Raw genomic sequence first — 19,469 nt, forward strand, 5'->3', positions numbered from 1 at the left:
CCCGGAGCGCGCCTCAGGGGCGGGGCTGCCCGGCAGGCGGGTTCCGTCCGGTGGACCGGTGCCCGGCGGGGCGGGTGCTCGGCGCACGGCTGCGGGAGCCGTGGCCTCCGATGCCGCGCACGGTGGCCCGGCGCTGGGACCGGCCCGATCGCCCTTCTGCCGCCGGTCCCGCTGATTCCGCCGGGCTCGCCGGTCCCGCCGGTCCCGCCGGGCTCGCCCGGCAGCGCAGGAGGGGCGCCCACGATGGCGGTCGGGCCGACGTGCCCCGGCGGTGCGGCACGGCTACCGGCCGCCTCGGCTGATGCGGGGGGTGGTGGGAGCGCCGCGTGGGATGTCGCCCGCCTCTGCCGCGTGGCGGCGGGGCGGCACCCTGACCCGACCCCGAGCCCTCGAGCCCTCGAGGATGCTGTCGGCGAAATGCTGCGGCGGGAGCCAAATGTCCGCGCGGTCCCAGTGACACGCCGCGTGCACGGCGTGTCGCTGGGACTCTCGCACCACTTGTCGGCCGTCCGCCTAATCCGCCAACAGCATCCCCGAGCCTCCCGAGCCTTCCGAGCCCCCAGGCCCGCTGGGGGCAGGCCCGGTTCGGCTCGGGCAGCCGTACACGCGGGGAGACGCACGCCGGTCCGGCGGCCCCGCCCTGGGCCGGGCGCCGCTGCCCCACCGCCACCGAATCCTTCACTCGCGTGGCCCTCGACAAGGCGCCCCCGCCCCCGACCGTCGCAAAGATGCGGGCATGGGTATACGTACGCTCCTCCGCCGCACGGCACCGGGCGTGGCACGCTCGCCGGTCCCGGCGTTCGAGGCCGCCGCGAGCACGGTCCGCGTCCCCGTCACTCTCACCGCGGCCCTGCGCCACGTGACGGCGGACCTCCGGCGGCGCCTGGCCCACGGGCGGCGGCCCGCCGAGCCCGCCGGCGCCGGTGACCTTTCCGCCAGCACCGGCCGCACCGGCACCGACGCCGCACTCGCCGATGCCGTGTTCGCCGGCGCCGCTCTCGACGGCGTCACCGATCCGCCCGCAGTCCCCGGCCCCCCACCCAGCACCGCCCCGCGTCCAGGCAGCCTCGACGCCCCCGGCAGGCGCCCTTGGACGCAACGGGCCCGCAACTGTCTGACCCGCGTCCTCACCCTGCTCCCACGTCCCCGCCCCGCGCACACCACCATCACCGTGTACATCACGACGACCGGCGCCCCCCTCAGTGAGCGGCCGGACGGCTCGGCTCCGTATCGGCGGCGCGGACAGGACCCTCAGGGACCGGAACCGGACGCCACGCCCTGACCCCCATGGCGTAGAGCAGCAGCGCCGGGGCGAGCCCCGCGCCCGCACCGAAGCACACCGTCGGGATGATCTCCCACGGCTTCGCGGCCGCGCCCCAGTACGCCCACCACCGCGACGCCCGCTGCACCGCACCCACCAGCGCGAAGCCGCCGATCAGAGCAGCGCCCGCCCACCGGTCGCGTACCGACAGCACCGCGATCCCCACCGGCTCGCCCGTCGGCGTCCGCCGCAGCGCCCGTGCCACGAACACGGCGATCACCACCGCGGCCACGGCCGAACCGCCGTACTGCAGGTACCAGTAGAGCGGTGAGCCCGCCACCTCCCGCCCCAGCACCGGGAACAGCCGCATCCCCCACCGGTCGAGATGCGTGAACGCGTCCCACACGACATGGGTCAGCGCCCCGAGCACCGCGGACACGTACCACCACCCCACCAGCGCCGGCCGCACCCGCGCGCGGGGCACCCCGCACCGCAACAGGGCGGCCACCCGTCCCTGCCGGGCCCGCGGCAGCAGTGCCACCAGTGGCTCGCGCACCAGCAACCACAGCCCCACCAGCGCCCAGGCGATGAGCACATCGACCGTGAACACACCCGGGAACGAGTGCGTGACGTCCCCGAACCGCATCGCCCCGGACAGCACACTCGCCGCGTAATAGGTCATGTCGGGTGCGAAGGACCCTGCCACGAGCACGGCGGGCACCAGCCCGCCCCGGCCGGTCCCGTCGGTGCGTACGGCGGGCAGTACCGCCGCCGCGTGACTCAGCGTGAACGGCAACTCGGCTCCTCGCGACGGTCGTTGCGTAAGGCCGGGCGGTGCCCGGCGATCAGTGGCCCCAGTATGCGCGATGCCGTCATGCCGGCAACGTCACGACCGCACGTGCTCAACTGGTGAATACCGGTCACGAACGGGTGCCCGGTCAAAGGAAGTTGTCGTAGGGTCGCCAGAGTCGCGCGCGGGGAGCGCGTAGAACGCGTGAACGCGGTGAAGGACAGAGCACGCAGGACAACAGAGAGGTGACCGTCGGAGGGCAACCCCTCGGGCGGGCCGATCGTCACAACAGGGCGAACACTGCAGACGGAGATCGGGCGCCAGGCGTCCACGGGAGGGGTTCACTCTATGGCGGCGCAATTCGGCAGGAGGCTGCGCAAGGGGGCGGCAACCACCGCCGTGGCCGCGGTCGCGGTCGCAGCACTGTCAGCCTCTCAGGCTCCGGGGGTGAACGACCACGGCAGACGGACCGCCGCGGACGCCACCCCCTCCCCCGAAGCGAGCGCTTCCGACGGCAGTGCCACCGGCAACTCGCCGTACTACACGGACCTGCCGCCCCTCAAGAGCCCCAACCCGTCACCGTCCACCGGTCCCGGCCCGAGCGGCCAGGGCACGACGGAGGCGGGCATCCCCGCGACGGTCCTCGACGCCTACAAGAAGGCCGAGACCGCGCTGCGCGACGCCAAGCCGGGCTGCAACCTGCCCTGGCAGCTCCTCGCGGCCATCGGCCGGGTGGAGTCGGGCCAGGCCCGCGGCGGCCGGGTCGACGCCGACGGCACCACCTTGAAGCGCATCCTCGGCCCGCAGCTCGACGGCAACGGCTTCGCGCTCATCAAGGACACCGACAACGGCGTCTACGACGGCAACAGCACCTACGACCAGGCCATCGGCCCCATGCAGTTCATCCCGTCCACCTGGGCCTGGGCGGGCCGCGACGGAAACGGCGACGGCAAGAAGGACCCCAACAACATCTACGACGCCGCGCTTGCCGCCGGCCACTACCTCTGCCGCTTCGACTGGGACCTGTCCGACCAGGACGACCTCGACAAGGCGATCCTCAGCTACAACAACTCGCGCGAGTACCTGAACCTCGTCATGACGTGGCTGGAGTACTACCGCAAGGGCACCCACGAGGTCCCGGACGGCACCGGCACCCTGCCCGGCAACCGCAGCGACGACGGGGCCGGCGTGAACCCCGGCCCCTCCACCCCGCGCACTCCGGGCACCCCCCGCGTCACCGCTCCGGGCACCACCGCCCCGGGCGGCTCCAAGCCCAAGCCCAAGCCCGAGTCCAGCCCCAAGCCCGACAAGCCCGGCGGCGGCACGACGACCCCGAAGCCGCCCACCACACCGAGCAAGCCGCCCACCACGCCGCCCACCACGCCGAGCACGCCGCCCACGACGTCCCCCACGCCCACCGACACGGTGCACCACCTGGAGGACGCCGGAAGCGCGAAGCTCACGGCCATGGCCGGCGACGCGTTCGCCCAGCGGATCAGCACCCGCGCCGAGACCAAGGCCGGTGAGGCCGTCGGCAAGGTCAGGATCCGTTTCACGATCATCGGCGACACGGACACCACCTTCACCGGCGGCGAGAACGTGGCCACGGTCGCCACCAACAGCTCCGGCGTGGCCGTCGCGCCCGCCCTGCAGGCCGGGGAGAAGACGGGCGCCGTCACCGTCCGCGCCACCGTCGTGGGCCGTATCGTCGCGGGTCTCGACTACACGGCCACCGTCACCGAGCGGGCCGCCGACAAGCTCGCCCGCACCGGTGACGCCGCCCTGACCTGCACCCCGGGCGGCGAGTTCGCGAACCGGGTCGAGGTGAAGGCCACCTACGACGGCGCCGTCGCCGACGGTGTCGCGGCCACCGCCACCCTGGTCACGTCGGAGGACACCCCGACCGTCAACGACAAGGGCCCCTACTTCAAGGACGCCGACGGCAAGGCCGTGCGCACCCTGTCGGGCCTGAAGACGGACGAGGAGGGCCTGCTGACGCTGCCGAAGCTCTACGCGGACGACACGGCCGGCACGTTCCTGCTGCGCATCACCACAGCCGGCGGAGCGACCCTCACCGTTGAACTGACCGTGGCGGTTGCCGAGACGTCCTCGCCGAGCCCGTCGCCAAGTCCGAGCGCGTAGCTCTCAGGTACGACAGACGACGCCCCTCTTCAAGAGGGGCGTCGTTGTGTGTGCAACGTGTTCTCATCTCCGCCGCGCGTTGCTACGGTGCTGACAGACCTGACGGTGTATCAGATCGATCCGTGGGGAGGCCCCGTATGCGCGCCCTCGTCGCCGCCACCACCGGTCTCGCCGTCGCGTTCGCCGTGGTCCTGACACTGACCGCCCTCGGCTCCCCCTCGGGCGGCACGTCCCCGAAGCCGCTGCTGACGACGGTGCCCGCACACCCCTGACCGCCCGCCCGGGAGGGAGGCCGAGATGCGCCGCAAGGCCGGCCTGGTCCTGCTCGCCCTCGCCGTGTTCTGCGCGGCACTGTCCCCGCTGCTGCGCTGGTACGCCTTCCCGCGCCTCGCCAAGGTCCCCGCGAACCACTACCAGGACATGGTCCTGGAGGCGAAGAACGCCACCCTCCTCGACTACGGCACGATGCGCGCCCGGACGGTCCCCGAGGTCACCATCGTGCAGACCCTCAAGGGCAACGTCGAGGCCTCCGAGCGGATCGAGGAGTCGGCGGGCCGGGACGTGGTCGTCTGGGACGGCCTGTCCTACGTCGTCGGCCCCGACGGCAAGATGGTGTCCAAGATCCCCGAGCGCTACATCTTCGACGCCCACACCCAGGAACCCGTCCACGCCACCGGCGAGATGGTCGACGGCGACCCGGTGCGCCGTACGGGCATCGAGTTCAAGTGGCCGTTCCTGACGGAGAAACGCGACTACGAGTACTTCGACGCGCAGGCCCGCATCACCGCCCCCATCCACTACAAGGGCACCCGGGACTTCCGCGGCCTGGAGGTCTACTACTTCGAGCAGACCATCCCCTGGACCGAGGTGAGGATCCCCAAGACCCTCCCCGTGGCGGGTCTCACCCCCGAGGCGGTCGCGCAGACCGGCACGACCCGCTGGTACACCACGGTCCGCAGGTTCTGGGTCGAACCCCTCACCGGCGCCCCCGTCTACGGCGAGGAACTCCACGAGGAGGAACTGCGCGGCGGCACCCTCCTCGGCGACCGCGACAAGGTCACCGCGTTCGCCGGGCACGTGAAGATGCGCGAGGACTACATCACGCACACCGTCGACCTGGTGAAGTCCCAGCGCCTGCTCATCCTGCTGATGACGTCCTACCTGCCCTGGGGCTCCCTGACCCTCGGCATCCTCCTGCTGGCCCTCGCGCTGTACCTGGAGGCCCGCGGCCGCCGCCGGTCCGGTCCGGCCCCCACGGCGGCCGGGGAACCCTCACCCGTCAGCGCCTGAGCCGCGCGTTGGTGTGCCGGGTCGGCTCGGCCCCCGCCGGGTCCTCGGGCCACGGATGCTTCGGATACCGCCCCCGCAGCTCCGCCCGTACGCCCTTGTAGCCGTCCCGCCAGAACGACGCGAGATCGGCGGTGACGGCGGCCGGACGCCCGGCCGGGGACAGCAGGTGCACCAGCAGCGGCACCCCGGCGACCCGGGGCGAGTCCTGCAGCCCGAACATCTCCTGCAGCTTCACCGCGAGCACCGGCTGCTCGGGCCGCGCGTAGTCGATCCGGATCCTCGACCCGCTCGGCACGGTCATCCGCTCCGGGGCCAGCTCGTCGAGCCGCCCGGCCTGCCCGGAGGCCCAGGGCAGCAGCCGCGTGAGGGCCTGGCCGGCATCGATCCGCGCCAGGTCGGCCCGCCGCCGCGCCCGGCTCAGCTCCGGTTCCAGCCACTCCTCCACGCGCGCGTGGAGGGCCTCGTCGGAGACGTCCGGCCACGGCTCCCCTCGGTGCAGCCGCACGAACGCGAGCCGCTGCCGCAGGGCCTGGGCGTCCGCCGACCACCGCAGCAGCCCGAACCCCTCCCGCCGCAGCCCGTCGAGCAACGCCTCGCGTACGAGCCCGGGGCCGGCGTCCTTCAGCGCCCGCACCGCCAGCTCCACGGCCCCCAGCCGTTCCACCCGCCGCGCCACGACGTCTCCGCCGTCCCACCCGACCTCGTCCCGTTCCTCCAGCAGCGCCCCCGCGGCGAGCCGGGCGACCCCTTCGTCGACCACGGCCCCCGACCGGACGCGCGCGTGCCCCCTGCCGACGGGCCGGTCGGCGACGGCGACGGCGATCCACGGGGCACCACGCAGCGCGCTCCCGTCACCGGCCTCGGCGCGGGTTCCGGAGGCCATGAGGTACGACCCGCCGTCGCTCCTGGCGACGCGCTCAGGGAAGGCGAGAGCGGCGACCAGCCCCACCTGCCGCTCTTCCGGGGAGCTCTCCCACGCCTCGAATCCGGCCTCCCGCGGGCGGGGACGGGCGGACGAGCGGGGAACATCCGAAACGGCGGCCCGCAGCCGCCGGATCTCCCTCTGCCACCGCGAGGAGTAGGCGTCACCCCCACGCCGGGCACGACGCAGGGCGGCCGCCAGATCATCGCCGTACTCCCGAGGCGCCTCCTCACTCAACAGGGCGACGATCTCCGAGGCACGCTCGGCCCCCACGAACGGCACGGAATCCACCAGGGCCCGTCCCAGCCGCGGATGAAGCCCCAGCCGGGCCAGCGCGGCACCCCGCTCCGTGGCCCGCCCGGCGGAGTCGACGGCCCCCACCGCCGCCAGTACGTCCCGCGCCGCGGCCATGGCCCCACCCGGCGGCGCGTCCAGCAACGCCAACCCCGACGCGTCCGGATCCCCCCAGCACGCCACCTGCAGCGCGAACGCCGTCAGGTCGGCCACCTTGATCTCCGGAGAGGGAAAACGCGGCAGACGCACGTCCTCGGCCTCCGCCCAGCACCGGTACACGGCCCCCGGCGCCTCGCGCCCGGCCCGCCCCGCCCGCTGCCGCCCGGCCGCCTGCGACGCCCGTGTCGTCGTCAGCGCGCTCAGCCCGCGCGCGTGATCCACCCGCGGCTCACGCGCCAGCCCCGCGTCCACGACGACCCGCACCCCCGGCACCGTCAGGGAGGACTCCGCGACGGAGGTCGCCAGCACCACCCGGCGCCGCTTGCCGGGAGCCAGCACCGCGTCCTGCACGGCGGCCGGTGCCCGGCCGTGCACCTGGAGGACCTCCACATCGCCCAGCGCCCCGAGCTGTCCGGCGACCCGCGCGATCTCTCCCACGCCCGGCAGGAAGCACAGCACGTCCCCGTCCCGCTCGGCCAGCGCCCGCCGCACCACCGACGCCACATGCGCCAGCAGCACCGGATCGACCCGCGTCCCGTGCGGCGGCCGGACCGGAAGCACCGGCGGCGCCCACACCACCTCAACCGGGTACGCCGCCCCCCGTGCCTCGACCACCGGCGCCCCGCCCAGCAGCGCGGCCCACCCCTGCGCGTCGGTCGTCGCCGAGGCGGCCACCAGCCGCAGCTCGGGCCGGAGCGTCTGCCGTACGTCCCACAGGAACGCCGCCGCCGTGTCCGCGTCCAGATGCCGCTCGTGGCACTCGTCGAGCACCACCACGTCGACACCGGCCAGCTCCTGGTCCCGCTGCAACCGCTGCACCAGCACACCGGTCGTGACGACCTCCACGCGCGTGTGCCGCCCCACCACCCGCTCCCCGCGCACGGTGTAGCCGACGCGCTCGCCGGCCTTCTCGCCCAGCAGCCACGCCATCCGCCGCGCCGCCGCCCGGGCCGCGATCCGCCGCGGCTCGGCCACGATCACCCGCCGCCCGGGCCCCTCCCCGAGCAGGCCCGCCAGCGCCAACGGCACCAGCGTCGTCTTGCCGGTGCCGGGCGGCGCCACCAGGACGGCGGTGCCGTGCCCCTCCAGGGCGTCGTCCAGGGCGGGCAGGGCCCCACCTACGGGCAGGGCGTCCAGAGCGTCGTAACGGATCACGCCCTCAGTGTCGTACGGCGGGCAAGGCGCCTGTCACGCGCGCGTGCGTGAGTACTGGCGGGGAAGGCGCCGGGCCCGCGTGCGTGAGTCCGGTCAGTCCCTTCCCCGGCCTTCGGCCGGGGGTGCCGGCCTCTCGCTTCGCTCGCACACGAAGATCGCCGTCCCCGGGATCAGGTTCCCGCGCAGCGGCGACCACCCGCCCCACTCGGACGTGTTCCAGGCCGGCCACTCCGGCTCGACCAGGTCCATGAGCCGGAAGCCCGACGCCACGACGTCCCGGACCCGGTCGCCGAGGGTGCGGTGGTGCTCGACGTAGACCGCGCGGCCCTCCTCGTCCTGCTCGACGTAGGGCGTGCGGTCGAAGTACGAGCCCGACACCGACAGGCCCTCGGGGCCCGGCTCGTCCGGGAAGGCCCAGCGGATCGGGTGCGTCACCGAGAAGACGAGACGGCCCCCGGGGCGCAGCACCCGGCGCACCTCTCGCAGGACCTGGCGCGGCTCCGCGACGAAGGGCAGCGCCCCGTACGCCGAGCAGGCCAGGTCGAACGAGGCGTCGGCGAAGGGCAGCGCACCGGCGTCGGCGCACACCAGGGGGAACGACCCGCCGATGCGCAGCGCGTGCTGCAGCTGCCGGTGCGAGATGTCCAGGGCGACCGGCCGCGCCCCCTGGGCGGTCAGCCAGCGGGAGCACTGGGCGGCGCCGGCGCCGATCTCCAGGACGTCCCGGCCCTTCAGTCCCTCCGGTGGGCCGAGCAGCTCGGCCTCCATCTCGTCCAGACCCTCGGGGCCCCAGACGAAGCGGTCGTCGCCGAGGAAGGTGCCGTGCTCGCTCTGGTACTCGTCCGCGTTGCGGTCCCACCAGCCACGGTTGGCGCGGGAACTTTCCGTGCCCCCGGCGGCACGCCGGGTCGCCTCGGGTTCGGACGCTTCGGGCTCTTGGATGATCTGCTCCCTCGTCGTACTCTTCCGTCCAGCCGGTCCCGGAGGTGTCAGGAATGGGGCCACGCAGGCCCTGCGTGGCCTCGGACGACACGACTTGTGCCGGGTATGCGGTGTTCTGCCCCGCGTGGGCGGCTTCGTGCATTGACCCTGCCCGGCTGCCCCCGTATGCTACAAGTTGCGCTGCGGGCCTGCGCACCTCAGACGTAGCAGGTTGCGCTCGCATCTGTATGTATGTCCCCTCGGTTGTCGAGGCGCCACCTTTGTTCGTGTGGCGCTTCCTTGGCTGTCCGGCTTCTGCAGAGCGAAACGGGCTCCCGGCGTAGCAGTACCTACGACTTCAATGTCCGTACCGGAGCCCTTTCCCACATGACGAGCAGCACCGAGACCACCGCCACCACCCCGCAGGTAGCGGTCAACGACATCGGTAACGAGGAAGCCTTCCTCGCCGCGATCGACGAGACGATCAAGTACTTCAACGACGGCGACATCGTCGACGGCGTCATCGTGAAGGTCGACCGGGACGAGGTCCTGCTCGACATCGGTTACAAGACCGAAGGTGTGATCCCGAGCCGCGAGCTCTCGATCAAGCACGACGTCGACCCCAACGAGGTCGTCGCCGTCGGTGACGAGATCGAGGCCCTTGTTCTCCAGAAGGAGGACAAGGAAGGCCGCCTGATCCTCTCGAAGAAGCGCGCCCAGTACGAGCGTGCCTGGGGCACCATCGAGAAGATCAAGGAAGAGGACGGGATCGTCACCGGTACCGTCATCGAGGTCGTCAAGGGTGGTCTCATCCTCGACATCGGCCTCCGTGGCTTCCTCCCGGCCTCCCTGGTCGAGATGCGCCGCGTTCGCGACCTCCAGCCCTACGTGGGCAAGGAGCTCGAGGCCAAGATCATCGAGCTCGACAAGAACCGCAACAACGTGGTCCTGTCCCGCCGTGCCTGGCTGGAGCAGACCCAGTCCGAGGTCCGCCAGACGTTCCTCACGACCCTCCAGAAGGGTCAGGTCCGTTCCGGCGTCGTCTCCTCGATCGTCAACTTCGGTGCCTTCGTGGACCTGGGTGGCGTCGATGGTCTGGTTCACGTCTCCGAGCTGTCCTGGAAGCACATCGACCACCCCTCCGAGGTTGTCGAGGTCGGCCAGGAGGTCACCGTCGAGGTCCTCGACGTCGACATGGACCGCGAGCGTGTCTCCCTGTCGCTGAAGGCGACCCAGGAAGACCCGTGGCAGCAGTTCGCCCGCACCCACCAGATCGGCCAGGTCGTGCCCGGCAAGGTCACGAAGCTGGTTCCCTTCGGTGCGTTCGTCCGCGTGGACGAGGGCATCGAGGGCCTGGTCCACATCTCCGAGCTGGCCGAGCGCCACGTGGAGATCCCGGAGCAGGTCGTCCAGGTCAACGACGAGATCTTCGTCAAGGTCATCGACATCGACCTCGAGCGCCGTCGCATCAGCCTCTCGCTGAAGCAGGCCAACGAGGCCTTCGGTGCCGACCCGTCGACGGTCGAGTTCGACCCGACCCTCTACGGCATGGCCGCGTCCTACGACGACCAGGGCAACTACATCTACCCCGAGGGCTTCGACCCCGAGACCAACGACTGGCTCGAGGGCTACGAGACCCAGCGCGAGGCCTGGGAGACCCAGTACGCCGAGGCGCAGCAGCGCTTCGAGCAGCACCAGGCGCAGGTCATCAAGTCCCGCGAGGCGGACGAGAAGGCCGCCGCCGAGGGTGGCGGCGAGGCCGCTGCTCCGGCCGCGTCCGGTGGTGGCGGTTCGTACTCCTCCGAGGGCCCGGACAACTCCGGCGCGCTGGCCTCGGACGAGGCGCTGGCCGCGCTTCGCGAGAAGCTGGCCGGTGGCCAGAGCTGACGCTCTGAGCAGTAGCTCCTGACTGAGGGGCCGCACCTTTCGAGGTGCGGCCCCTCAGTGTTTTCCCGGGCCACCTGCGCGTGGGCGGACGGCATGCGGCTGCGGGCCGGTGGGTGGTGGTCTCGCGGTTCCCGCGCCCCTTGGGGGCGTAGCCCCGGCTTGCCAAGATCATGATTCTGCTCCCTCGGGGAATGCCCATGCCCGCAAGGGTGTTGTGCAGTACGGACACGAGGAGGAGCGGTCACTGTGCTTGATCCGCAGGGTTTGTACGCATGGGAGCCGAAGGGGCTGGCGGTCGTCGACATGGCCCTCGCCCAGGAATCGGCCGGACTTGTCATGCTCTACCACTTCGACGGATACATCGACGCGGGGGAGGCGGGCGACCAGATCGTCGACCGGGTGCTCGACTCGCTGCCGCACCAGGTCGTCGCCCGCTTCGACCACGACCGGCTCGTGGACTACCGCGCCCGCCGCCCACTGCTGACCTTCAAGCGCGACCGCTGGAGCGACTACGAGGACCCCGCCATCGAGGTGCGGCTCGTGCAGGACGCCACCGGCGCGCCCTTCCTGCTGCTGTCCGGCCCCGAGCCGGACGTGGAGTGGGAGCGTTTCGCCGCGGCCGTACGGCAGATCGTGGAGCGGCTCGGCGTCCGCCTGTCGGTGAACTTCCACGGCATCCCCATGGGCGTCCCGCACACCCGGCCCGTCGGCCTCACCCCGCACGGTAACCGTACCGACCTCGTCCCGGGCCACCGCAGCCCGTTCGAGGAGGCGCAGGTGCCCGGCAGCGCCGAGTCCCTCGTCGAGTACCGCCTGCTCCAGGCCGGGCACGACGTCCTGGGCGTCGCCGCCCATGTCCCGCACTACATCGCCCGCTCCCCGTACCCGGACGCGGCCCTGACGGTCCTGGAGGCCATCACGGCGGCGACCGGACTGGTCCTGCCCGGCATCGCCCACGCCCTGCGCACGGACGCCCACCGCACCCAGACGGAGATCGACCGGCAGATCCGCGAGGGCGACGAGGACCTCACCGCGCTCATCGAGGGCCTCGAGCATCAGTACGACGCCGTCGCGGGCGCCGAGACCCGGGGCAACATGCTCGCCGAGCCGGTGGACATCCCCTCGGCGGACGAGATCGGCCGCGAGTTCGAGAAGTTCCTGGCGGAGAGAGAAGGCGACGGCTGATCCCAGGGGGCCGCAGCGTCCCTCTCAGGGGCGCGGGAACTGCGCGACCGGCCGTCCACCGGCCGCGATCGGCCCCCACTGGCCCGTCCGCCGGCGGCCATCGGCCCTCACCGGCACCGGTGGCTATCGGCCTTACGGCCCGTCCATCGGCCCTCGCCGGCATCGGTGGCTATCGGCCTCACGGCCCGTCCATCGGCCCTCGCCGGCATCGGTGGCTATCGGCCTCACGGCCCGTCCATCGGCCCTCGCCGGTACCGGTGGCTATCGGCCTCACGGCCCGTCCATCGGCCCTCACCGGCACCGGTGGCTATCCGCCCCACGGCCCGTCCATCGGCCCTCACCGGTACCGGTGGCTATCGGCCTCACGGCCCGTCCATCGGCCCTCGCCGGTACCGGCCGCCATCGGCCACCGGCCGTCACCGGCCCGCACTGTCCGCACGCTTTCCGAGCGGAGCGTCTAGGCTGCGCCTCATGCTGAAGGTGGGCCTGACCGGCGGTATCGGTGCCGGCAAGAGTGAGGTGTCACGGCTGCTCGTCGAGTGTGGCGCCGTGCTGATCGACGCGGACCGCATCGCCCGGGAGGTGGTCGCGCCGGGGACTCCAGGGCTCGCGGCGGTCGTCGACGCCTTCGGCGAGGAGGTCCTCGCCGACGACGGCAGTCTGGACCGGCCCAGGCTCGGCTCCCTCGTCTTCGCGGACGCGGAGAAGCTCGCCACCCTCAACGCGATAGTGCACCCCCTGGTGGGCGCCCGCTCCCGCGAGCTGGAGGAAGCCGCCGCCGGGGACGCGGTCGTCCTCCACGACGTCCCGCTTCTCACGGAGAACGGCCTGGCGCCGCTGTACGACCTCGTGATCGTCGTCGACGCGGCCCCCGAGACCCAGCTCGACCGGCTCGTACGACTGCGCGGCATGACCGAGGAGGACGCACGCGCGCGGATGGCCGCCCAGGCGACCCGCGAGCAGCGCCGGGCGATCGCGGACATCGTGATCGACAACGACGTGCCGCTGGCGGAGCTGGAGCAGCGCGTGAAGGACGTCTGGGCCGAGCTGGCGCGCAGGTCCCAGGAGTCCCACGAGCTCCAGGAGCCCCAGGAGGAATAGCCGGACCCCGAGGGGGCGTTGAACGCTTCCAGTGAGGGAAGGACTCTGCCGTGCCCGAGACCAGCGGTTCGACCGGACGTACCCCGGAGACGCACGTCATCGACTTCCGTGCCGCCGAGCAGCTGCTCGCGGCGCGGGACCCGCGGGGCGCGGTGAAACTGCTCGACGCAGTCATCGCCGCGCACCCGGAGAACACCGCCGCGCGGCTGCTGCGCGCGCGGGCCTTCTTCGCGGCGGCGCAGCTCAGGCCGGCGGAACTCGAGTTCTCGATCGTTCTGGAGCGCGAGCCGGACAACGCGTTCGCGCACTTCGCCCTCGCCCGCACGTATGAGCGGCAGGGCCGCCCCGACCAGGCGAAACGTCATTTCCGTCTGGCGGCCGCGCTGGACCCGAACCCGGAGTTCCTGAAGGCGGCGCGCTTCGACTCGTGACGGACGGCCGCCTCAGGGCCCGTCGTCCGTTGGCCGGTAGGGCGGGGTGTCGGGCCCGGGCTGATAGTGCGGGCCCTGGCGGATGTGCCTGAGGACGACGGCGAGGTCGACCGCGACGATCAGCAGCAGCACTCCGCACGCGATGGCCCAGCCGGTCCGCCCGGCGAGCGTGAACGCGACCGTCCCGAAGAGTGCCCAGGCCAGCCCCCACAGGCTCAGCCAGAAACGCGCCCGCAGGGCACTGCGCGCGGTCCGCGGCTCACTGCCTGTACGCATCGTCCGATCACCACTCCTGCTCGCAACGTACTCTTCGTGGCGGGTGTTCACCAAGGCCGACCCAGGGAGCCGCGCATGCTGCCGGACGCCGAAGCGCTGCCCGAGATCCTGCTCGACCTCGCGGTGCCGCACGAGGACATCAACGCCCTGGTCGCTCTACGCCGGACCCTCATCGCGGACGCCGGGGCCATGAGGCTCCTGGAGGAGTGCGTCGAGGAACTGGTGCGGGACATCGGCCGGGCCGGTGCCCCGGTGCCCCTCGGTGAGCGCGTCGAGGAGGCCCCGGCGGCGCTGGGCCCGTACTTCGCCGTGTACGTGTTCGTCGCGGCGCTGCCGCACACACTCGCCCACCACCGCGAGCACGGCGTCCCGGCCGACATCAGCCGCCGCACCCTCGCCGACCTCGGGCGGAACATGGCAATCCATCGACGGCAGCACGGCAGCGGCGGGGTGAAGGCCCCGCAGTGGCTCACGCACCACTTCCGCGGGGACCTGTACCAGCTGGGACGGCTGCAGTTCCAGCGGGCACTGCTCGGGCAGCGGACGGCGCGGGCGGTGGCGGCCGGGCTGGAGGTGGCGCCGGGGGAGCCCTGTCTGAACCTGCACATCCCGGACTTCCACGGGCCGCTGTCCCTGTCGGCCTGCGACCGCTCCCTGGACCAGGCGCGGGCGTTCTTCGCCCGCCGCTTTCCGCGCGAGCGGTACCGGGTCGCGGTGTGCCACTCCTGGCTGCTCGACCCGCAGCTGAAGCGGTACCTCGACCCGGACTCCAACATCGTCCGCTTCCAGGAACGCTTCGAGGCCGCCCGCGGCCCCGGTGAGGAGCCGCCGGAACCGGCGGACACCGAGCCGGTCCGGTTCGTCTTCGGAGACCCGGACCTGCCGGTGGCGAGCCTGCCGAGGCGGACGTCGGTGGAGCGGGCCGTGGGGGATCACCTGCGGGCGGGTGGCCACTGGTACGTGGGGCACGGCTGGTTCCCGCTGTAGGCGTCCGGTTCTCACCGGCGGCGTTCGGTTTCCGCTGCAGGCACCTGCGGCCCTCGGTACCCGGGCGCCCGCAGTCTGTTCACTCGGTCGGGTGAAGACGGCCGGGGTGGGAACGGGCGTGCGGTTGTGGCCCGTTGGACGGGCATGGAGCTGAAAATGCGTGAGGGGTACGGGGGGACGGGACCCGGGGCCATCACTCCGGACGGCTGCGCGGTGGAGCTGTACTCGCGGCTGCCCGTCGGGGACGAACCGGATGTCATCGCAGCGGCGGTGCCCGCGGGTGCGCGCATCCTGGAGCTGGGCAGCGGGGCCGGGCGCATGACGCACGCGCTCCTGGAGCGCGGCTTCACCGTCACGGCGGTGGACGAGTCGGCCGAGATGCTGGAGCGCGTACGCGGGGCACGGACGATATGCAGCCCGGTCGAGGAGCTGCATCTGGGCGAGACGTTCGACGTGGTGCTGCTCGCCTCTTTCCTCGTACACGCGGGGGACGTCGAGGTGCGGCGGAGCCTGCTGCGCACCTGTGTGCGCCATGTCGCCGAAGGCGGCTGCGTGCTCATCCAGCGGGAGGGCGAGGACTACCACGGGAACGTACCGCGCGAGCGCGTCGACCCCAGCGGTCTCACCGTACGGATCGTGTCCTCGGAGCCGATCGGCGACGGGAGCAACTCGGTGCGCGCGGAGTACGAGTTCCCGGACGCGGTCTGGACCCAGACGTTCCGCGCCCGACCGCTGAGCAAGGAGCAGTTCGAGAAGGCACTGGAGGAGACGGGTCTGAGGGTGGATCAGTACCTGTCGGACGACGGGATATGGGTGAGGGCGGTGCCGGAGCCGGTGGTCTAGGGGGTGACAGGGGGGCGCGAGAGGTCGTGCGGGGGAGGAGAGGCCGAGCGGCTGAGCGGCTACGACAGGGTGTCGACGTCCCTGGCGTTGTGCGGGGATGCCGAACTGCGCGGACTGGTCGACGGGGCAGTGCCGTTGGGGGCGGGCATCGGCGGGAAGTCCGCCCGGCCGCGGCGATGAGTTCGGCGGCGAGCGGGGGTCTACCTCTGCGACACGAGCAAGGACCGCTTCCCCCCAGGAGACCTTCATGTCCGAGACCACCGCCCCCGTCACCGCCGCCCCTTCCGCCTCGTCCGGCGTCGTAGTCGCCGAGTCCGCTACCGCTCGCGGGCGGCGTGCCCGCGTCGCGCTGCGTGGGCTGCAGGTGCTGCTCGCCCTCTTCTACGCGATCCCGAGCGCGCTGCCCAAGCTGATCGGGCACGCGTCGGCTGCCGAGTCCTTCGACAAGCTCGGCTGGGGGAGTGCGGGGATGTACACCATAGGGGCGCTCGAACTGGCCGGAGCGATCGCTCTGTTGATTCCCGTCCTCCAGTCGGTGGCGGCGATGGCGCTCAGCGCGTTGATGGTGGGCGCGTTCGTCGTGCAGATAGCCGTCTTCGACGGGCAGTACGCGGCGACGCCGCTGATCCTGATCGTGCCGCTCGCTCTCATCGCCTGGGCGCGGCGAGGCCACAACGCCGATCTGGTGCGACTGCTGCGGCGAGGGGCGTGACCGCGGGGGAGTCTGCGGCGTGCGACGCCGGCGGCGTCCGGGAGGGCCGAGGGGCTCGTCCCGGGCGTCGGCGTGTGGGGCGGGCGGGCATGCGGGCCAGGCTGCCCGCCCCCTCGCGGCCTCGCCGTGCCGGTCATAGCGGTCCGCTCTCGGCCTCGGGTTCGCCGGGCCGCCACAGTCCGTTCACGGCCTCGGTTTGCCGCTGCCGCTGCCGAAGCGGGGGCCCGGGCCGGGGCCGCCTGGGCCGGCTGCGCCGCGCAAGCGCTCCATCTCGCGGCGGTCCCGCTTCGTCGGGCGGCCCGCGCCGCGGTCGCGGATGCCGGCCGGGGCGACGGCCTCGCGGGGCGGGGGCGGCGGCGAGTTGTCGATGTAGCACTGGGCGGCCACGGGGGCACCGACGCGTTTGCGGATCAGCCGGGTGACGACGACGATCCGCTCACGACCCTCGTGCCGCAGGCGTACCTCGTCGCCGACGCGTACGGCGTGGGCGGGCTTCACGCGCTCGCCGTTCACGCGCACGTGCCCGCCCCGGCAGGCGGTCGCACCCATCGAGCGGGTCTTGACGAGGCGTACGGACCAGATCCAGCTGTCGACGCGGACGGTCTGGGCGCCCTGTGGCCCGGCGGCCTCGGCAGCGGCGATGGCGGCGGCGACCTTCGGGTCCAGGACCTTCGCCTCACCGAGAACGGAGGTACCGGGGGCCTCGGCAGCGCCGGGGGCCTCGGAGGTGTCGGCGGCCTCGGTGGGAGCGGCGTTCGTGGACGGCGCATCCGTGCGTGACGGGTGTCCGGACGCTGTCTCGTCGGACGCCGCGCCTCCGGTTCCGCTCGTCCTGTCGTACTCCGCACCTCGAGAAGCCATGTACCCGACCTTAGTCCTCCGAGTTGCCCGACCGTGCGGGGATTTCGTCGGCTGTCGCGCCGATCGCGGACCGCCCGTCGCGGGGGAGGAGCACGGTCACTCGCCGGAACAGGGTGAAGGCGTCGTCCTCGTCGATGAGGGCACTCCCGGATTTCCCAAAAAGAAATTTTGCAAAAAGTATTTTGCTGAACGCTGTCCGCGCCCTACTCTCCCGACATGGACAGCGACGAGCACAAACGCGTACTCGATCCCGAGCACGACTCCGCCGCCCTCAAAGCCCTCACCCACCCCCTGCGGATCCAGCTGCTCGGGCTGCTCAGGCAGGACGGGCCCGCCACGGCGAGTGAACTGGCAGCGCGGACCGGGGAGTCGTCGGCGTCGGCCAGTTACCACCTGCGGGTGCTGGCGAAGTACGGGTTCATCGCCGAGGCCGAGCACCGGGACGGGCGGGAGCGGCGCTGGCGCGCGCAGCACACCGTGACGTCCTGGAGCAACGAGTCGATGGAGTCCTCCGCGGCCGGCCGGGCCTTCGTCAGCCTGGCGCGGCGACGGCAGATCGAGCACCTGGAGGCTTCCCTCGCCCGGTACGAGGAGGACATGGCCGCCGGGCGGTTCGGGCAGGAGTGGGTCGAGTCGTCCGGGATCAGCGACCTCATGCCCCGGCTGACAGCCGAGTCGGTGACCGAGCTCATGGAGACCGTCGCCGGCAAGCTGGAGGAACTGACCGCACGGGACGCGGACGACCCGCGCGCCGAGCACGTCGTGTTCCTCACCGCCGCCCTGCCGCTCGCCCCGCACGAACGGAACGACAGTGGGCCCGAGGACACGGCCCCCGAGGCCGCGACCTCATGACCCACCTCATGACCGACCTCGTGACCGAGCCGTCCGGAGCCCGGACCGCTCGCCGTCGTTACGTCACCGTCTGCGCGCTTCTCTGGCTGCCACCGGGCCTGGGCATGGCCTCGATGGTCCTGCTGTTCGGCGAACGCGGCATGTCCCTGGCCGCGATCGCGGGGCTGCTCGCCGCTCACTCGCTGACCGTGGCCGCGCTGGAGCTGCCCACCGGCGGGCTCTCCGACGTCCTCGGGCGCCGGCCGGTCCTCGCCCTGGCCGGTGCGCTCAACGTGGTCGCCTGCCTCCTGGTCGGCCTCGGCGCCACCGCGTGGGTGCTCACCGCCGGCATGGTGCTCATGGGCGTGGCCCGGGCCCTGGCCAGCGGTACCGCCGAAGCCTGGTACGTCGACACCGTCCAGGCGGGTTCCGGCCCCGACGCCGAGCTGCGCACCGGCCTGGCCCGGGGCGGCTCCGCGACCTCCGCCGCCCTCGCGATGGGGCTCCTGCTCGGCGGCGCCCTGCCCTGGCTGCTCGGCCTGGGGCCCGATCTGGGTGCCCGGCTGAGCGAGGCGACGTCCGGGGCGGTGCTGCCGCTGTCCGTTCCCCTGCTGCTGGGCGCCGCGGTCCGGGCCGTCTTCGTCTGCTACGTACTGGCCGTCCTGCGGGAGCCGCCGCGACCACCGGCCACCCTGCGTTCCGTGGTGCGCGGCGTCCCGGTCACCGTCCTGGGCGGACTGCGGCTGGGCGGACGGGACACGCTGGTCCGCCGGATCCTGCTCAGCGCCGCTGCCGTCGGAAGCGCCCTGGCCACCATCGAACTGCTCGTCCCGGGCCGCACCGCCGCGGTCACCGGAGCGACCGGCTCCGGGGCGATGATCTACGCGGCCCTGTCCTGCGCGGGGTTCGTCTGCTCCGGTGCCGGCAGCCACCTCGCGCCGTTCGCGGCCCGGGTCGCGGGCAGTGGCGAGCGGGCCGTGCTGGTCAGTCTCGCCGCCGGGGCCGGTGGCCTGTTGCTGCTCGGGGTCACCGCGGCGTCCGGCCATCCGATGGCCACGGGACTCGCGGTCGCCGGCTTCGGACTCGTCTACCTCGGGCTGGGCGCCGCCTCCCCGAACGAGAACGAGCTACTGCACCGCCGCGTCGCCAGCGCGGGCCGCGCCACCGCCCTGTCCGTCCAGTCCCTCGCCCAGCAGTTGGTCGGTGCGCTCACCGGCCTGATCGTCGGCGTCCTGCGGCCGGGCCCGCTGCCCTGGCTGCTGACGGGTGCCGCACTGCTGGCCGGCGCCCTGCTCTGGCTCCGCCGGAGCGGTGAACGGGCCCCGCAGGTCAGCGGCGCCTGAGCCCGCGCGTCGGCAGTCTCTGATCCCTCGTCTCGGCAGGGCCTGAGTCCGTGCCTCGGCAGTGCCGGACCGGAGTCC

Annotated in this window: 18 protein-coding genes; 13 read left to right on the top strand and 5 right to left on the bottom strand. The window is 72.8% G+C overall.

Going from position 1 to position 19,469, the window contains the following annotated elements; genetic code table 11:
* The first annotated feature begins 736 nt into the window (after positions 1-736).
* On the top strand, positions 737-1,282 hold the full coding sequence (locus tag ACZ5TL_RS11720) for a hypothetical protein (protein ID WP_468589277.1): 546 nt from the start codon (positions 737-739) through the stop codon (positions 1,280-1,282).
* Here ACZ5TL_RS11720 and ACZ5TL_RS11725 read toward each other — a convergent pair.
* The gene (locus ACZ5TL_RS11725) at positions 1,200-2,057 is read right to left on the bottom strand and encodes a DUF4184 family protein (RefSeq protein WP_468589278.1); all 858 of its coding nucleotides are present in this window, start codon (positions 2,055-2,057) and stop codon (positions 1,200-1,202) included. The two genes, ACZ5TL_RS11720 and ACZ5TL_RS11725, sit on opposite strands and share 83 nt — an antisense overlap.
* Positions 2,058-2,399: 342 nt before the next feature.
* Here ACZ5TL_RS11725 and ACZ5TL_RS11730 point away from each other — a divergent pair, with 342 nt between their 5' ends.
* The 3 genes from ACZ5TL_RS11730 (at position 2,400) to pgfA (ending at position 5,483) form a co-directional block, all read left to right on the top strand.
* The gene (locus ACZ5TL_RS11730; RefSeq protein ID WP_468589279.1) at positions 2,400-4,193 is read left to right on the top strand and encodes a lytic transglycosylase domain-containing protein; all 1,794 of its coding nucleotides are present in this window, start codon (positions 2,400-2,402) and stop codon (positions 4,191-4,193) included.
* Between the two features lie 137 nt (positions 4,194-4,330).
* Complete coding sequence (locus tag ACZ5TL_RS11735) at positions 4,331-4,465, top strand: SPW_0924 family protein (protein WP_468589280.1); 135 nt, start codon at positions 4,331-4,333, stop codon at positions 4,463-4,465.
* 25 nt (positions 4,466-4,490) lie between these two features.
* The gene (pgfA, locus tag ACZ5TL_RS11740; protein ID WP_468589282.1) at positions 4,491-5,483 is read left to right on the top strand and encodes a cell envelope lipid trafficking protein PgfA; all 993 of its coding nucleotides are present in this window, start codon (positions 4,491-4,493) and stop codon (positions 5,481-5,483) included.
* On the opposite strand, the gene hrpB is transcribed toward pgfA, so the two are convergent.
* The gene (gene hrpB, locus ACZ5TL_RS11745) at positions 5,473-8,013 is read right to left on the bottom strand and encodes an ATP-dependent helicase HrpB (protein ID WP_468589283.1); all 2,541 of its coding nucleotides are present in this window, start codon (positions 8,011-8,013) and stop codon (positions 5,473-5,475) included. The two genes, pgfA and hrpB, sit on opposite strands and share 11 nt — an antisense overlap.
* Before the next feature lie 93 nt (positions 8,014-8,106).
* Positions 8,107-9,006, bottom strand: coding sequence for a class I SAM-dependent methyltransferase (locus ACZ5TL_RS11750; RefSeq protein ID WP_468589548.1), 900 nt, complete (start codon positions 9,004-9,006; stop codon positions 8,107-8,109).
* Positions 9,007-9,321: 315 nt separating this feature from the next.
* Here ACZ5TL_RS11750 and rpsA point away from each other — a divergent pair, with 315 nt between their 5' ends.
* From rpsA to ACZ5TL_RS11770, 4 genes are all read left to right on the top strand, one after another.
* Positions 9,322-10,821 carry a 30S ribosomal protein S1 gene (rpsA, locus tag ACZ5TL_RS11755; RefSeq protein ID WP_468589284.1) on the top strand — a complete coding sequence of 500 codons (1,500 nt, stop codon included), beginning with the start codon at positions 9,322-9,324 and terminating at the stop codon, positions 10,819-10,821.
* Between the two features lie 246 nt (positions 10,822-11,067).
* On the top strand, positions 11,068-12,006 hold the full coding sequence (locus ACZ5TL_RS11760) for a PAC2 family protein (RefSeq protein WP_468589285.1): 939 nt from the start codon (positions 11,068-11,070) through the stop codon (positions 12,004-12,006).
* A gap of 471 nt (positions 12,007-12,477) precedes the next feature.
* Complete coding sequence (coaE, locus tag ACZ5TL_RS11765) at positions 12,478-13,107, top strand: dephospho-CoA kinase (RefSeq protein ID WP_468589286.1); 630 nt, start codon at positions 12,478-12,480, stop codon at positions 13,105-13,107.
* Between the two features lie 50 nt (positions 13,108-13,157).
* Entirely contained in the window at positions 13,158-13,538 is a 381-nt protein-coding gene (locus ACZ5TL_RS11770; protein WP_468589287.1) for a tetratricopeptide repeat protein, read from the top strand.
* Between the two features lie 12 nt (positions 13,539-13,550).
* Here ACZ5TL_RS11770 and ACZ5TL_RS11775 read toward each other — a convergent pair whose 3' ends face one another.
* Positions 13,551-13,814, bottom strand: a complete 264-nt coding sequence (locus ACZ5TL_RS11775; protein ID WP_468589288.1) for a DUF6343 family protein — start codon at positions 13,812-13,814, stop codon at positions 13,551-13,553.
* A 75-nt stretch (positions 13,815-13,889) separates the two neighbouring features.
* Between ACZ5TL_RS11775 and ACZ5TL_RS11780 the strand changes: the two genes are divergently transcribed.
* From ACZ5TL_RS11780 to ACZ5TL_RS11790, 3 genes are all read left to right on the top strand, one after another.
* Positions 13,890-14,801, top strand: coding sequence for an acyltransferase domain-containing protein (locus tag ACZ5TL_RS11780; RefSeq protein WP_468589289.1), 912 nt, complete (start codon positions 13,890-13,892; stop codon positions 14,799-14,801).
* Positions 14,802-14,957: 156 nt separating this feature from the next.
* A complete protein-coding gene (locus tag ACZ5TL_RS11785) occupies positions 14,958-15,644 on the top strand; it encodes a class I SAM-dependent methyltransferase (RefSeq protein WP_468589291.1) in 687 nt (228 codons plus the stop codon).
* 247 nt (positions 15,645-15,891) lie between these two features.
* Positions 15,892-16,356: a DoxX family protein gene (locus ACZ5TL_RS11790; RefSeq protein ID WP_468589292.1), complete on the top strand. Its 465-nt coding sequence runs from the start codon at positions 15,892-15,894 to the stop codon at positions 16,354-16,356.
* A 183-nt stretch (positions 16,357-16,539) separates the two neighbouring features.
* Here ACZ5TL_RS11790 and ACZ5TL_RS11795 read toward each other — a convergent pair whose 3' ends face one another.
* The gene (locus ACZ5TL_RS11795) at positions 16,540-17,217 is read right to left on the bottom strand and encodes an RNA-binding S4 domain-containing protein (RefSeq protein WP_468589293.1); all 678 of its coding nucleotides are present in this window, start codon (positions 17,215-17,217) and stop codon (positions 16,540-16,542) included.
* A 216-nt stretch (positions 17,218-17,433) separates the two neighbouring features.
* Between ACZ5TL_RS11795 and ACZ5TL_RS11800 the strand changes: the two genes are divergently transcribed.
* Entirely contained in the window at positions 17,434-18,069 is a 636-nt protein-coding gene (locus ACZ5TL_RS11800) for a helix-turn-helix domain-containing protein (protein WP_468589294.1), read from the top strand.
* 8 nt (positions 18,070-18,077) lie between these two features.
* A complete protein-coding gene (locus tag ACZ5TL_RS11805; protein ID WP_468589295.1) occupies positions 18,078-19,391 on the top strand; it encodes an MFS transporter in 1,314 nt (437 codons plus the stop codon).
* Positions 19,392-19,469 lie beyond the last annotated feature (78 nt).

The organism is Streptomyces sp. NPDC033136 (genome assembly GCF_055578235.1).